Genomic DNA, 12,662 nt, shown 5'->3' with positions numbered 1-12,662 from the left:
GTTCCCCCCTAGGCCGCGATTGCCCGGACCTTAGAATAAACTGCTTCAAAGAAACAGGTGTGACTGGAAAATTTACCTACGCGTGAAATGGGCTTAGGATGGGCGCGAACAGTCTTGAAAGCAGGCGGGGGAATATGGCGGAATTGATTTTGGGGCAGGTTCTTTCCTACCATGGCGATCCTTTTATCGAAGGGCCCTCAGCCGCCAAGCTGGACCCGACAGGCGGCGTCTTGCTGCTGGGCGGAGAGATTGCAGCCGTGGGCGATGGTGCGGCCTTGCGCGCGGCCTATCCGCAAGCCACGGTCACAGATTACGGCAAGGCACTGATTTCAGCCGGTTTCATAGACCCGCATGTGCATTACCCCCAAACGGCGATCATCGCGAGCTGGGGCAAACAGTTGATCGACTGGCTCAACACCTACACTTTTCCCGAAGAAATGCGCTTTGCCGACCCGGATTATGCAGCCGACATCGCCGCGCGCTACTTCGATCTGACGCTGGCCAATGGCACCACCACCGTTTGCTCCTATGCCACTATTCACCCGGCCAGCGTGGACGCCTTTTTTGAACAAGCCCAAAGCCGTGGCCTGCGCGCCTATGCCGGCAAAACCTGCATGGATCGCAACGCCCCCAAGGGTCTGCAAGACACGGCACAATCTGCCTATGACGACAGCAAACACCTGCTGGACAAATGGCACGGGCAGGACCGGCTGTCCTATGTCATCACCCCACGCTTTTCACCGACCTCAACACCCGATCAACTCGCCGCCCTCGGCGCGCTTTGGGCTGAAAACCAGACCTGCCTGATGCAAACCCACTTGTCCGAACAGCCCGATGAAATCGCTTGGGTCAAAAGCCTGTTTCCCACCGCCCGCGATTATCTCGACACCTATGAATCACATGGCCTGCTGGGCATGGGCGGGCTTTACGGCCACGCGATCCATCTGGACCCGCGCGAGGTGGACCGCCTGACCGAGGTCGGCGCCGCCCTGATCCATTGCCCCACCTCCAACACCTTCATCGGCTCCGGCCTCTTTGATATGGAAACCATGGTCGCGCGGGGCCTGCGGGTCGGGCTTGCCACCGATACCGGCGGCGGGTCGTCCTTTTCCATGCTGCGCACCATGGCCGCCGCCTATGAGGTGGCGCAACTGCGCGGCACCGCCCTGCACCCGGCGCAACTGTGGTGGCTGGCGACGATGGGCTCTGCCCGCACCCTGCGCGCCGAAGGCAAAATCGGCAATATCGCCGTGGGGTCAGAGGCCGATCTTGTGGTGATAGACCTCGCCTCCACCCCTGCCATCGAACAGGCCACCCGCCGCGCCGAAACCATCTGGCAAGCGATCTTCCCCACCATCATGATGGGCGATGACCGCGCGATCACAGCGGTCTATGTGGCAGGCAAACGGGTCTGATCCCGCTTTCTTTTCGGCAAAAATATCCCGGGGGGAATTGGCCGCAAGGCCAAGGGGGGCAGCGCCCCCGCCCCTTATTCCACCAATTCCCACCCATCCGGGTCAAAGCCGAATTTCAGCGCAATCTCGGTCGCGCGCTTTTCTTCGGCCCAGATCGCAGCGGCTGAGATTTCCATCTCGCCGGTCCGCGCCTCCAGCGTCTCGCCATCCTCGTCCAGCGCGGTCTGAAACCCTGCGGCTTTCAGCGCCTTTGCCGCTGCCGCAAAAGGGGCATCGACCTCCTCTGCCAGAAACAGGAAATTCACCACGGCCCGCTTCGGCAGGTCCTCGATTTTGCCAATCTCGACAAAGGTTTCAAAGGTTTCGGCCTGTTGCGCCTTGAAGTCATGGGTCATCGGTCGCTCCTGTCAAACGGGTGGGTCTTTCCTGCCCAAAGCCCCGCTTTTGTGCAAGGCCTATTCCATCAAACGCCGTGCAAGCTGATTTTGCCGTGCCACCACCGCAGGCAAATCGAGCGTCAGCATCTGCCCCCCTCGGACCACCTCACGCCCTTCGACGATCAGATCGCGCACCCGCATCGGCCCGGCCAGCAAAAACGCGACCGGGTCCCACGACCCCGCCGCCTCTACGCCAGAGACATCCCAGACCGCCAGATCAGCGCGCTTACCCACTTCCAGCGCCCCGCAATCGCTGCGGCCCAGCACCTGCGCGCCGCCCAAGGTGGCAATCTCCAGCGCCTCGCGCGCGCCCATGGCATCGGCCCCGCGGGCCACGCGTTGCAGCAGCATCGTTTGCCGCGCCTCGGCCACCAAATTTCCGGCATCATTGCTGGCAGAGCCGTCAACCCCCAGCCCCACCTTCACGCCCGCATCCCGCATTGCCCGCACGGGGGCTATGCCAGAGCCAAGCCGACAGTTCGAGCAGGGGCAATGCGCCACCCCGGTGCCCGTTCGCGCAAACAAATCAATCTCTTGCCCGTCAAGCTTGACGCAATGCGCGTGCCAGACATCATCGCCCACCCAGCCCAGATCTTCGGCATATTGGCCGGGGCGGCAGCCGAACTTTTCCAGCGAATAGGCGATATCTTCCTCATTCTCGGCCAGATGGGTGTGCAGCATCACGCCCTTGTCCCGCGCCAACAAGGCCGCATCGCGCATCAGGTCGCGGCTGACCGAAAAGGGTGAACAGGGTGCCAGCCCCACGCGCAGCATCGACCCTTCCCGCGCATCGTGAAACCGGTCCACCACGCGGATGCAATCTTCCAGAATGGCGGCTTCGCGTTCTACCAGCACATCCGGGGGCAAGCCGCCATCACTCTCGCCAATGCTCATCGCGCCGCGCGTGGGGTGAAAGCGCAGCCCCACCTCGCCCGCCGCTGCAATTGTATCATCCAGCCGCGCGCCATTGGGATACATATACAAATGGTCCGAGGTCATGCTGCACCCGGTCAGCGCCAGTTCCGCCAAACCCACTTGGGCGGAGGTAAAGATTTCCTCTGGCCCAAAGCGCGCCCAGATCGGGTAGAGCGTTTTCAGCCAGCCGAACAAAAGCGCATCCTGCCCCCCCGGCACCGCGCGCGTCAGGGTTTGATACAGGTGGTGATGCGTGTTCACCAAGCCCGGCGTCACCACACAGCCCCGCGCCTCGATCACCAGGCCTGCGCTTGCAAGGCCCGGCCCGATGGCGGCAATCACCCCGTCGCGCAGCAAGATATCCGCGCCTTTCAACTCCCGTCGCTGGGCATCCATCGTGACCACAACATCGGCATTTCTGATAAGGATTTCTGTCACTTGGCGTTCCCCTTTTTCCACCCCCTTCGGTGGATCGGAACACCCCGGCACGACAGAAGGGGGATGAAGGACTCGTGCAGGCCGGGTCAGACTAGCGCAGAAATGGCTTCAGGCAAACCGCCAAATGCTTTGCATATCGCCGCCAACCGCCTGCTGTGACACCAGCCGCAAACGCGGCGCATCGGACAGCGCGGCAAGGCCCAGCGCCCCCAGCGCAGAGCGGCCCTCGGCCCCGATAAAGGCACCTGCGGTAAAGGTGATCACCTCATCCACCAGCCCGGCGCGGATCAGCGCGGCGGCAAGCCCCGCGCCGCCTTCGCAGAACACCCGCGTGACACCTTGCGCGGCCAAACCCGCCATGCCTGCCCGCAGGTCGAGGTGGTCATTGATCTGCGCAACCTCCAGAAGCTTTGCCCCAGCCTCTTGCCACGCCCCAACCGTGGCCCCCGCCGCATGCAGCACCCAAACCGGATGCGCCCGCGCCGTGCGGCCCAGACGCCCCGAGGCAGGCACCCGCAAACCGCCATCGACCAGAATCCGCAGGGGTTGCCAGGCCGCGCCCAGATCACGCACCGTCAGGTCCGGGTCATCGGCCAAGGCGGTGCCGGACCCAACCATCACCGCATCATGTGCCATGCGCATACGGTGCACCGCCCGCCGCGCACCCGGCCCGGTGATCCAACGGCTTTCGCCTGTGTCCAGCGCGATCTTACCATCCAGCGTAGTGGCGAGTTTCAGCGTGACAAAGGGCAGGCCCTGCGTCACCCGTTTCAGAAAGCCCCGGTTCAAAAGCTGTGCGTCTTGGGCGCAAAGGCCCTCGGTCACGCCAATGCCCGCGCCGCGCAACAGGGCATGGCCCTTACCTGCAACGCGCGGGTCCGGGTCTGTCAAGGCACTGTAAACATGGGAAACCCCGGCTGCGACCAAGGCTTCGGCGCAAGGCGGGGTTTTGCCGTGATGGGCGCAAGGCTCCAGCGTGACATAGGCCAAAGCCCCCCGCGCACGCGCGCCCGCTTGGTCCAGCGCCATACGTTCGGCATGGGGCCGCCCGCCCGGTTGCGTCCAGCCGCGCCCGACAATCCGGCCCGCTTTCACCAGCACGCAGCCGACTGCCGGGTTCGGCCACACACGCCCAAGGCCACGCGCTGCAAGCTGCAACGCGTGGCGCATATGGGCCTCGTGGTCGGTCATTCCTCTGCGGAACCGCCGGGGCGCAGCTCTGACACGAATTTATCGAAATCATCCGCCGCTTGGAAGTTCTTGTAAACGCTGGCAAATCGCACATAGGCCACGGTGTCGATCCGCGCGAGGGATTCCATGACAATCTCACCGATCACCTTGGAATTGATATCCGTCTCGCCCAGACTTTCCAGCCGCCGCACGATGCCAGAGATCATCTGGTCAATCCGCTCGGGGTCGATCGGCCGCTTTTGCAGCGCGATACGGATAGAGCGTTCCAGCTTGGTGCGGTCAAAATCCTCGCGTTTGCCATTTGTCTTGATGACGACGAGATCGCGCAACTGCACACGTTCATAGGTGGTAAATCGTCCGCCGCAAGCCGGGCAAAACCGCCGCCGCCGGATGGAAACATGATCTTCAGCCGGGCGGCTGTCTTTGACTTGGGTGTCGATATTCCCGCAGAATGGGCAGCGCATTGGCTGGTCCCCCTTCGTTTCTTGTTTTTACTGCCTCAAATGCGGGGGTTTGCCCCCCTGCTTATCCATAGGACTATAGGCAGGCGCACAGGTCTTGGGTAGCGGATATTTGCCTATGCCAGATATAGGGGAAAAGGTGTGGCGCGCGGGACTCAGGCGCGGATGCCGCATCTTGGGCGTGACAGGTCGATTTTCGCGCCGCAAACCGGGTTCTGGCTGCAAAACTGTGCCCAACAGAAAGGCGAAGTGATGGACCCTGTTCCCTATGCCTCCTCCCCCTGCCAGATGGCCGAGGATGCCGAGACGCGCCGCGATGTGATGCGCTGGCGCAAGGCCGAGCGCGCGCGCCTGATCGCTGCCCGGCAAGCCCTGCCCGTGGCGCAGCGCCAAAAGGCAGAGGCCGCGATTGTGCAAGCCCTTGCCGAAGAGCGTGGCAAGATCATCGGGATATACTGGCCCTTCAAGGGAGAGCCTGACCTACGCGCTTGGGCCACAGCCCGCCGGGCGGAAGGGGCGCGGATTGCCCTGCCTGTGGTGGTGGAAAAGGCCGCACCGCTGGTGTTTCGCGAATGGCTGCCGGGGGCAGAGCTTGCGCGCGGCATCTGGAACATTCCCATCCCGGCCGAAGGGGCGGCGGTGCTGCACCCGGACCTGATTATCGCGGCGGTGGTGGGGGCGGATACCCAAGGCTACCGGCTGGGCTATGGCGGCGGCTATTATGACCGCACGATAGAGGCGCTGCGCCTGGCAGGGCATGCCCCCCGGCTGATCGGCATCGGCTTTGCCGCGCAAGCCATCCCGACCATTTTCCCCCTTCCGCATGACATCGCGCTGCATCGCCTCATTCTGGCCTAACGCAGCAAAGCAACCACCTCGCGCTGCTGCGCTTTGGTGCGATGTTCGAAGATGTAAATTCCTTGCCACGTTCCCAGCATCAAACGGCCCTGAATGACAGGAATTTGCAAATGCGTCGGCAGCAATGCCGCCTTGATATGGGCGGGCATATCATCCGGACCTTCATAGGTATGGGTCAGATAGCGCATCGACGGGTCGCTGCTGGGCGGCACAAGGCGGTCAAAATAGGCCCGCAAATCCACCTGAACATCGGGGTCGGCGTTTTCCTGAATGACCAGACTGGCCGACGTATGGCGGATGAACAGGGTCAGCAACCCTTCGGCCAAATCATGGTTGTTCACCCAAGCCAAAAGCGCTGGCGTCATCTCGTAAAGGCCGGGGCCCGTGGTCGGGATCGTAAAGCGTTTGTGCATCGGCAATCTTTCGCATCTGCGCCAAATATACATCTTGCGGCGACCGCCCAAAGGCATATCTGACACTGGCGCCAAAGGGAAAGCCCCATGTTTGACCCGACCCATCTGATCTCTCAATTCGGGCTGTTTGCTGTGTTCGGCACAGCCGCAATCGAAGGGGATGCCGCCGTGATCGCCTCGGGTCTGCTGACGCAGCGGGGGCTGTTGCCATTATGGCCCGTGATCTTTGCCGGGATGGCGGGGGGCTGGGCGTCTGATCTGTTGATCTATCACCTCGCGCGGCGCTACCGGCACCACCCGCGCACCATTCGCGGGGTAGAGGCGGCGCGGAAATGGCGGTTTTTCAACATCGCGGTTGCCTATCCGATGCTGCTGGCACTTGCGATCCGCTTCATGCCCGGTGTGCGCACAGCGGGTCCGGTTGCCCTTGCCACCGCGACCCCGATTTCGCCTTTGCGCTACACGGTTCTGACGGGCATCGCCGCTTTCATCTGGTCCTTCATTCTGGTGCATGTCGGCCAACAGGCAAGCCATCTTCTCAGCCATCTGTTCAAAGGCTTTGATGTGCCGGAATGGGTGGAAATCGGCCTGCCTGTCGTGCTGGTGCTGGTGCTGACGGTCTTTGCGGTGCGCAAATGGCGCAAACGGGTGCCGGGGGCGTAACCTTGGGTCAGGCTTGGCCGGTCCTGTGACGGCGGCGCACCGAGGCAGGGCGCCCCGGCAAGGTCAGCTGCGCGTCATTGCGCGCCCGTTGCGCCACCAGTTTGCCTTTGGAAATTACGCAAAGCCGGTCGGGCCGCAGGCGCAGCGCCTCTACCGGGCCGCCAGCATCAAGCACCACAAGACTGGCCTGCGCGCCCACCCGCAAGCCATAATCGGCAAGGTTCAGGATGGCCGCGTTTTGCGTGGTCACCATATCAAAACAACGCGCCATGTCTTGTGGTGATGTCATCTGTGCCACATGCAGCCCCATGAAGGCCACGTCGAGCATATCGGCGGTGCCAAGGCTATACCACGGGTCCAGCACACAATCCTGCCCCCAGCCAACGGTGATGCCATGGGCCTGCATTTCCTTTACGCGCGTCAGCCCGCGCCGCTTTGGATAGCTATCGTGCCGCCCCTGAAGTGTGATATTTATCAATGGGTTGGGAATGGCACACATGCCGCTTTCCGCGATCAGGGGCAGCAGTTTCGACACATAATAATTGTCCATCGAATGCATAGAGGTCAGATGACTGCCCGCTGCCCTGCCCCCAAGGCCGTGCCGGGTCACCTCCATCGCCAAGGTTTCGACATGGCGTGACAGCGGGTCATCGGTTTCGTCGCAATGCAGGTCCAGCATCAGGCCGCGGTCGGCAGCGATGCGGGCCAGATCGGCAACCGAGGACGCGCCATCGGCCATCGTGCGTTCGAAATGCGGGATGCCGCCAACCACATCGACACCCATATCCAGCGCCCGGATCAGGTTGTCACGCCCGGTTTTCGTGCGATAAAGCCCGTCTTGCGGAAAGGCCACGAGTTGCAGGTCCAGATAGGGGGCAACGCGGGCCTTAACCTCCAGCATCGCCTCAACCCCGCGCAGATGGTCGGGCGTGGTATCGACATGGCTGCGGATCGCCAGCAAGCCCATCGACACCGCCCAATCGCAATATTCCACCGCGCGGGCGATCATGTCATCCACTGTGGCAAGGTCGCGCAATTCCCCCCACAGCGAAATCCCTTCCAGCAGCGTGCCAGACGCGTTGAGCCGGGGCTTGCCGTAAGACAGCGTGGCATCCATGTGAAAATGCGGATCGACGAAAGGCGGGCTGACTAAATCGCCTGTGGCATCAATGGTTTGCACGGCATTTTCAGGTAAGCTGCCGATTGCCGCGATCCGGTCGCCTGTGATGCCGATATCGGCGCGGGTGCCATCGGGCAGCGTGCCGCCCTTGACCAAAAGATCGAACATCAGCGTTCCCCCTTGTTGAACGGGATCATCAGCGCGGCAGGCACCTGCGCCCGGCGTGACATCAGGATAAGCGCAAGGATCGACAGGATGTAAGGGGCCATCAGGAAGATCTGATACGGCACCGCCTGCCCGATTGGCGTTTGCTGCAAGCGGATCTGGAGCGCGTCAAACCCTGCAAACAGCAGCGCCCCCAGCAGCGCCTTGCCCGGTTTCCACGCACCAAACACCACCAGCGCGATGCAAATCCAGCCCCGCCCGTTCACCATCTCAAAAAAGAAGCTGGAGAAGGCCGAGAGCGTCAGAAACGCGCCCCCCACCGCCATCAGACCAGAGCCGACAATCACCGCCCCCATCCGCAACCCCGTCACCGAAAGCCCCTGCGCGGCCACCGCCTGCGGGCTTTCGCCTGCTGCCCGAATGGCAAGGCCAAGGGGGGTGCGATACAGCGTGATCGCGGTCAGCGCAACAACCGCAAAGGCGGCGTAAGTAAGTGGGGTTTGTGCAAAAAGCGCCGGGCCGAGCAAAGGAATATCAACAAGATACGGGAATTCCAGCACTTGGAAAGGTTCGATTTTTGGTGGGCTGATCACCTCTGGCAAGATCAGCCGATAGGCGAAATAGCTGGTAGATGTGGCCAGAAGCGTGACACCCAACCCCACGACATGCTGGCTTAACCCGAAGGGCACTGTCAGCGTGGCATGCAGCAAGCCAAAGAGCATGCCCGCCAGCATCGCCACCGCCACGCCGCCCCAAAGGCCCATCCCCAGATAGACCGCCATCCAACCCGAAAACGCGCCGATGACCATGATCCCTTCGATCCCAAGGTTCAGCACGCCCGCGCGTTCGCAAATCAACTCTCCCATCGTGGCAAAGATCAGCGGCGAGGCGATACGCACGGCGGCGGCCCAGAAACTTGCGGTCAGCAGAATGTCGAACACCGAGCTCATCCCCGCACCACGCGAAACTTGGTCAGCCCAATCGCCAAAACCATCAGCAACAAAGCCGTGGCCAGCATCATATCGGCGATATAGGTCGGCACGCCTGCCGCGCGGCTCATGCTATCGGCCCCGACAAAAATGCCCGCGACAAAAATCGCGGTGATAACAACGCCCAAAGGGTGCAGCAGCGCCAGCATCGCGACGATGATACCGGTATAGCCAAAGCCGGGCGACAGATCGAGGCTCAGGTGGCCTTTCAGCCCCGCCACTTCGGAAAACCCGGCCAGCGCGGCCAAACCACCCGACAAAAGCGCGGTTTTCACCAGAACCAGATTGACCGGAATCCCCGCAAAGCGCGCGGCTTGGCTGTTCAGCCCGACGGCGCGCATCTCATACCCCAGCGTGGTGCGGACCTGCACAAACCACACCAGCCCCGCCGCGATCAGCCCCAAGGCAAAGCCCCAATGCAGCCGCAGACCTGTGGCAATGCGGGGCAGTCGCAGCGCCTTGTCCAAGGGGGCGGATTTGGGCCAGCCCATACCCATCGGGTCTTTCATCGGGCCTTCCAGCAGGTAGGACACCAGCAACAGCATGATAAAGTTGAACAAAAGCGTGGTGACAACCTCATCCACGCCAAAGCGGGTCTTCAGCATGACCGGCCCCAGCAGGATCAGCGCACCTGCCACCATCGCCGCCAAAGCGACAAGAGGAAGCGCCCAGCCCCCCATGCCCGACAGCGCCGAGGTGCCCAGCACCACCGTCACAATCGCCCCCGCGTAAAGCTGCGCCTCGGCCCCGATGTTCCAAAGCTTGGCGCGAAAGGCCACGGCAATGGCCAGCCCGGTGAAAATCAGCGGTGTGGCGCGGTTCAGCGTTTCCAGCAGCGCGAACTTTGACCCCGCAGCACCTTTGACAACCAGCCCCAAAGTGTCCAGCGGGTTCGCCCCGGCCAGTGCCGCAAGCGCAGAGGCGATGACCACCGTTGCCAGCAGCGCCAGCGCGGGAAAGCCAAGGCGGCGGCCAAGGCCCGGATTGGCAATCGGTTCAAGCCGCATCGGAAAATCCCTGCCCTGCCATCCACAGCCCCAGCTCTGCCGCCGACAGCGCGCCGCGGGCAAATTCCGGCGACAGCCGCCCCTCGGACATCACATGAATGACATCCGACAAGCCCATGATTTCATCCAGATCTTCTGAAATCAGCAATACCGCCGCCCCTGCATCGCGCGCGGCCAGCAAACGCCCGTGCACATAGGTAATCGCGCCAATATCAAGGCCGCGCACAGGTTGATTGGCAAGGATGATCCTAGGCGACAACTCCAGCACCCGACCGAGGATCAGCTTTTGCATATTGCCCCCCGAAAGCTGCCGGATGGGGCCGGAAGGGCCGGGGCAGCGCACGTCATAGGTTTCGATCAGCTTGGCGGTATGCGCCTCGGCGGCGGCCCAGTTCATCAGGCCGCGATGGCTGTAGGGGGGCTGATTATAGGTTTCCAGAATGGCGTTTTCGGTCAGTGAAAAATCCGCGATGGTGCCGGTTTTATGGCGGTCTTCGGGGATGCGGGCGATGCCTGCGGCAACGGCGGCGCGCGGCGTCCATTTCGGCGGCGGCGCGGGCAGATCCAACCTGCCGGAGGTCAGGGTTTCCAAGCCCGAAATCAGGTCGGACAGCGCCGATTGCCCATTGCCCGACACCCCCGCAAGCCCGGTAATCTGCCCGGCGCGCAAGGCCAGCGACACCGCTTTCAACCCCGGCGCGGTCCCCCGGTCGCGGGTGCAGGCCGCCTGCAAGGTCAGGCGCGCGGGGCCGGGCGTCATCGGGGCCACAGCGGGGGCGGCAACCTCTGCCCCGACCATCATCGCGGCCAGCGCGTGGCGGTCCGTCTCGGCCGTGGCGACCTGCCCGACCAGACGGCCGTGGCGCAGCACCAGAACGCGGCTAGAAAGCGCCATAACCTCATGCAATTTATGGGAAATAAAGATCACGGACAGGCCTGTCGCCACCGCCCGGCGCAGGGTATCAAACAGCGCATCGCTTTCCTGCGGGGTCAGCACGGCGGTGGGCTCATCAAGGATCAAAATCCGCGCGTCCCGATACAGCGCCTTGAGGATTTCGACTCGCTGCCGTTCGCCCACCGTCAGGCTGCCCACCTGCGCATCCGGGTCCACCTCCAGCCCGAAATCTGCCGCCAGCCGCGCCAGTTTCGCCCGCGCCGCAGCAACCCCAAGCGCCATGCGCCACAGCGGCGCGGTGCCAAGCTGAATATTCTCCAGCACCGTCAGATTATCGGCGAGGGTGAAATGCTGATGCACCATGCCAAGCCCCGCCGCCAGTGCGGCGCGCGGATTGCCGGGGGGCAAGGGGTGGCCGAACACCTCAACGCTGCCCTCATCAGCGGTATATTGGCCGAAAAGGATATTCATCAGCGTGGTCTTGCCTGCCCCGTTTTCCCCAAGCAAAGCAATGACTTCGCCACGATGCAGCGTCAGGCTGATCGCGTCGTTCGCGGTTAACGCGCCGAAACGTTTCGTGATCTGGTTGAGGCGCAGAACAACGTCCTGCGCCCCCAAGGTTTGGGCTGTCACGAGGCGGTCGGTTCTGTGTCGTTGATCTCGACGGTGAATGTGCCCGCCTTGATCGCGGCTTCGCGCTCCGCGACAAGCGCCATCGCGGCCTCGGGCACTTTGCCGTCGAACGTGCCCAAGGGGGCCAGCGAACAGCCCCCCTCTTTCATGAAGGAATAGGTGCCATAATTCGCGGCCTTGAAATTGCCCGCCTGCACCGCCGCAACGGCGGCGTTGAAGGTTGGTTCAAAATGCCAAAGCGCCGAGGCAACAACGGTTTGCGGGTAATCGGCCTGCGTGTCGATCACATTGCCAATCGCCAGCACGCCTTTTTCCATCGCGGCATCCGAGACGCCAAAGCGTTCGGCATAAAGCATATCCGCCCCGTTTTCGATCATCGCGAAAGCGGTTTCCTTGGCCTTGGGCGGATCGAACCACGAGCCGATGAAGCTGACCTGAAACTTGATTTCCGGGTTCATTTCGCGCGCGCCCGCCATAAAGGCATTCATCAGGCGGTTCACTTCCGGAATGGGGAAGCCGCCGACCATGCCGATATTGCCCTTTGTCATGGAACCCGCAATGATTCCAGACAGATAGCTGGCGTCCTGAATGTAATTGTCAAACACCGCAAGATTGGGCAGCGCCTCATCCGGCATGAAGCTGGAGCCCATGAGGAAGGCCACATCCGGGTAATCCGCCGCCACTTCGCGGGCCTCTTGTTCCACGCCGAAAATTTCACCCACGATCAGTTGCACGCCGCTTTCGGCATATTCGCGCATCACGCGCGGGTAATCGGTGTTGGAGGTGTTCTCGGTATAGCTGTAGTCGATCACCCCGGCAGCTTTTGCCGCCTCAGCCGCGATGTGAATGCGGCTGACCCATTGCTGTTCCACCGGAACCGTATAGATGCCCGCAACTTTCAACGGGGTCTGCGCGCGCAGAGCCCCCGGCAAAAGCCCAGCCCCCAGCACGGCCCCTGCCCCCATCAGTATGGCACGGCGTGTCGGCGTATACTTCATCTTGTGCATTCTGCGCTCCGATCCCTGTTGTTTGGTTTATTTGACCACATGGTAAAGTCATTTC

13 protein-coding genes are annotated in these 12,662 nt (G+C 62.4%); 3 read left to right on the top strand and 10 right to left on the bottom strand.

Features of this window, described 5'->3' with window-relative positions; all coding sequences use genetic code 11:
- Window positions 1–134: 134 nt before the first annotated feature.
- A complete protein-coding gene (gene guaD / locus EGN72_RS04875; RefSeq protein ID WP_127045526.1) occupies window positions 135–1,415 on the top strand; it encodes a guanine deaminase in 1,281 nt (426 codons plus the stop codon).
- A gap of 74 nt (window positions 1,416–1,489) precedes the next feature.
- Here the strand turns inward: guaD and EGN72_RS04870 are convergent, their stop codons facing one another.
- From EGN72_RS04870 to nrdR, 4 genes are all read right to left on the bottom strand, one after another.
- Window positions 1,490–1,810, bottom strand: coding sequence for a ribonuclease E inhibitor RraB (locus EGN72_RS04870; protein ID WP_127045525.1), 321 nt, complete (start codon window positions 1,808–1,810; stop codon window positions 1,490–1,492).
- Window positions 1,811–1,870: 60 nt separating this feature from the next.
- Window positions 1,871–3,205, bottom strand: coding sequence for an 8-oxoguanine deaminase (locus EGN72_RS04865; protein ID WP_127045524.1), 1,335 nt, complete (start codon window positions 3,203–3,205; stop codon window positions 1,871–1,873).
- A gap of 108 nt (window positions 3,206–3,313) precedes the next feature.
- Complete coding sequence (gene ribD, locus EGN72_RS04860; RefSeq protein WP_127045523.1) at window positions 3,314–4,396, bottom strand: bifunctional diaminohydroxyphosphoribosylaminopyrimidine deaminase/5-amino-6-(5-phosphoribosylamino)uracil reductase RibD; 1,083 nt, start codon at window positions 4,394–4,396, stop codon at window positions 3,314–3,316.
- Window positions 4,393–4,860 (bottom strand): transcriptional regulator NrdR, encoded by a 468-nt coding sequence (gene nrdR / locus EGN72_RS04855; protein ID WP_127045522.1) that lies wholly within the window; start codon window positions 4,858–4,860, stop codon window positions 4,393–4,395. The genes ribD and nrdR overlap by 4 nt, the downstream gene beginning before the upstream one ends.
- A gap of 138 nt (window positions 4,861–4,998) precedes the next feature.
- Here nrdR and EGN72_RS04850 point away from each other — a divergent pair, with 138 nt between their 5' ends.
- Window positions 4,999–5,715 carry a 5-formyltetrahydrofolate cyclo-ligase gene (locus EGN72_RS04850; protein WP_233587034.1) on the top strand — a complete coding sequence of 239 codons (717 nt, stop codon included), beginning with the start codon at window positions 4,999–5,001 and terminating at the stop codon, window positions 5,713–5,715.
- On the opposite strand, the gene EGN72_RS04845 is transcribed toward EGN72_RS04850, so the two are convergent.
- On the bottom strand, window positions 5,712–6,128 hold the full coding sequence (locus EGN72_RS04845; protein ID WP_127045521.1) for a secondary thiamine-phosphate synthase enzyme YjbQ: 417 nt from the start codon (window positions 6,126–6,128) through the stop codon (window positions 5,712–5,714). The genes EGN72_RS04850 and EGN72_RS04845 overlap by 4 nt on opposite strands.
- An 87-nt stretch (window positions 6,129–6,215) precedes the next feature.
- Between EGN72_RS04845 and EGN72_RS04840 the strand changes: the two genes are divergently transcribed.
- A complete protein-coding gene (locus tag EGN72_RS04840) occupies window positions 6,216–6,791 on the top strand; it encodes a DedA family protein (protein ID WP_127045520.1) in 576 nt (191 codons plus the stop codon).
- A 7-nt stretch (window positions 6,792–6,798) separates the two neighbouring features.
- On the opposite strand, the gene EGN72_RS04835 is transcribed toward EGN72_RS04840, so the two are convergent.
- The 5 genes from EGN72_RS04835 to EGN72_RS04815 are packed head-to-tail and all read right to left on the bottom strand — an operon-like array spanning window position 6,799 to window position 12,607.
- Window positions 6,799–8,079: an amidohydrolase family protein gene (locus tag EGN72_RS04835; RefSeq protein ID WP_127045519.1), complete on the bottom strand. Its 1,281-nt coding sequence runs from the start codon at window positions 8,077–8,079 to the stop codon at window positions 6,799–6,801.
- Complete coding sequence (locus tag EGN72_RS04830) at window positions 8,079–9,026, bottom strand: ABC transporter permease (RefSeq protein WP_127045518.1); 948 nt, start codon at window positions 9,024–9,026, stop codon at window positions 8,079–8,081. Before EGN72_RS04830 ends, EGN72_RS04835 begins: the two co-directional genes overlap by 1 nt.
- Entirely contained in the window at window positions 9,023–10,072 is a 1,050-nt protein-coding gene (locus tag EGN72_RS04825; protein ID WP_127045517.1) for an ABC transporter permease, read from the bottom strand. Before EGN72_RS04825 ends, EGN72_RS04830 begins: the two co-directional genes overlap by 4 nt.
- Complete coding sequence (locus tag EGN72_RS04820; protein WP_127045516.1) at window positions 10,062–11,600, bottom strand: ABC transporter ATP-binding protein; 1,539 nt, start codon at window positions 11,598–11,600, stop codon at window positions 10,062–10,064. The genes EGN72_RS04825 and EGN72_RS04820 overlap by 11 nt, the downstream gene beginning before the upstream one ends.
- Window positions 11,597–12,607, bottom strand: coding sequence for a BMP family protein (locus EGN72_RS04815; RefSeq protein ID WP_370323173.1), 1,011 nt, complete (start codon window positions 12,605–12,607; stop codon window positions 11,597–11,599). Before EGN72_RS04815 ends, EGN72_RS04820 begins: the two co-directional genes overlap by 4 nt.
- Window positions 12,608–12,662 lie beyond the last annotated feature (55 nt).

Origin of the sequence: Pseudorhodobacter sp. E13, from assembly GCF_003991405.1 — a bacterium.
Taxonomy (GTDB): domain Bacteria; phylum Pseudomonadota; class Alphaproteobacteria; order Rhodobacterales; family Rhodobacteraceae; genus Pseudorhodobacter.
This window is presented reverse-complemented; position numbering and strand designations above follow the sequence as displayed.

Bases quoted from the DNA above. Each gene is read 5' to 3' on its own strand.
- EGN72_RS04815 (WP_370323173.1), bottom strand. From the start codon at position 12,607: ATGCACAAGATGAAGTATACGCCGACACGCCGTGCCATACTGATGGGG.
- EGN72_RS04870 (WP_127045525.1), bottom strand. From the start codon at position 1,810: ATGACCCATGACTTCAAGGCGCAACAGGCCGAAACCTTTGAAACCTTT.
- EGN72_RS04825 (WP_127045517.1), bottom strand. From the start codon at position 10,072: ATGCGGCTTGAACCGATTGCCAATCCGGGCCTTGGCCGCCGCCTTGGC.
- EGN72_RS04830 (WP_127045518.1), bottom strand. From the start codon at position 9,026: ATGAGCTCGGTGTTCGACATTCTGCTGACCGCAAGTTTCTGGGCCGCC.
- guaD (WP_127045526.1), top strand. From the start codon at position 135: ATGGCGGAATTGATTTTGGGGCAGGTTCTTTCCTACCATGGCGATCCT.
- nrdR (WP_127045522.1), bottom strand. From the start codon at position 4,860: ATGCGCTGCCCATTCTGCGGGAATATCGACACCCAAGTCAAAGACAGC.
- EGN72_RS04840 (WP_127045520.1), top strand. From the start codon at position 6,216: ATGTTTGACCCGACCCATCTGATCTCTCAATTCGGGCTGTTTGCTGTG.
- ribD (WP_127045523.1), bottom strand. From the start codon at position 4,396: ATGACCGACCACGAGGCCCATATGCGCCACGCGTTGCAGCTTGCAGCG.
- EGN72_RS04845 (WP_127045521.1), bottom strand. From the start codon at position 6,128: ATGCACAAACGCTTTACGATCCCGACCACGGGCCCCGGCCTTTACGAG.
- EGN72_RS04835 (WP_127045519.1), bottom strand. From the start codon at position 8,079: ATGTTCGATCTTTTGGTCAAGGGCGGCACGCTGCCCGATGGCACCCGC.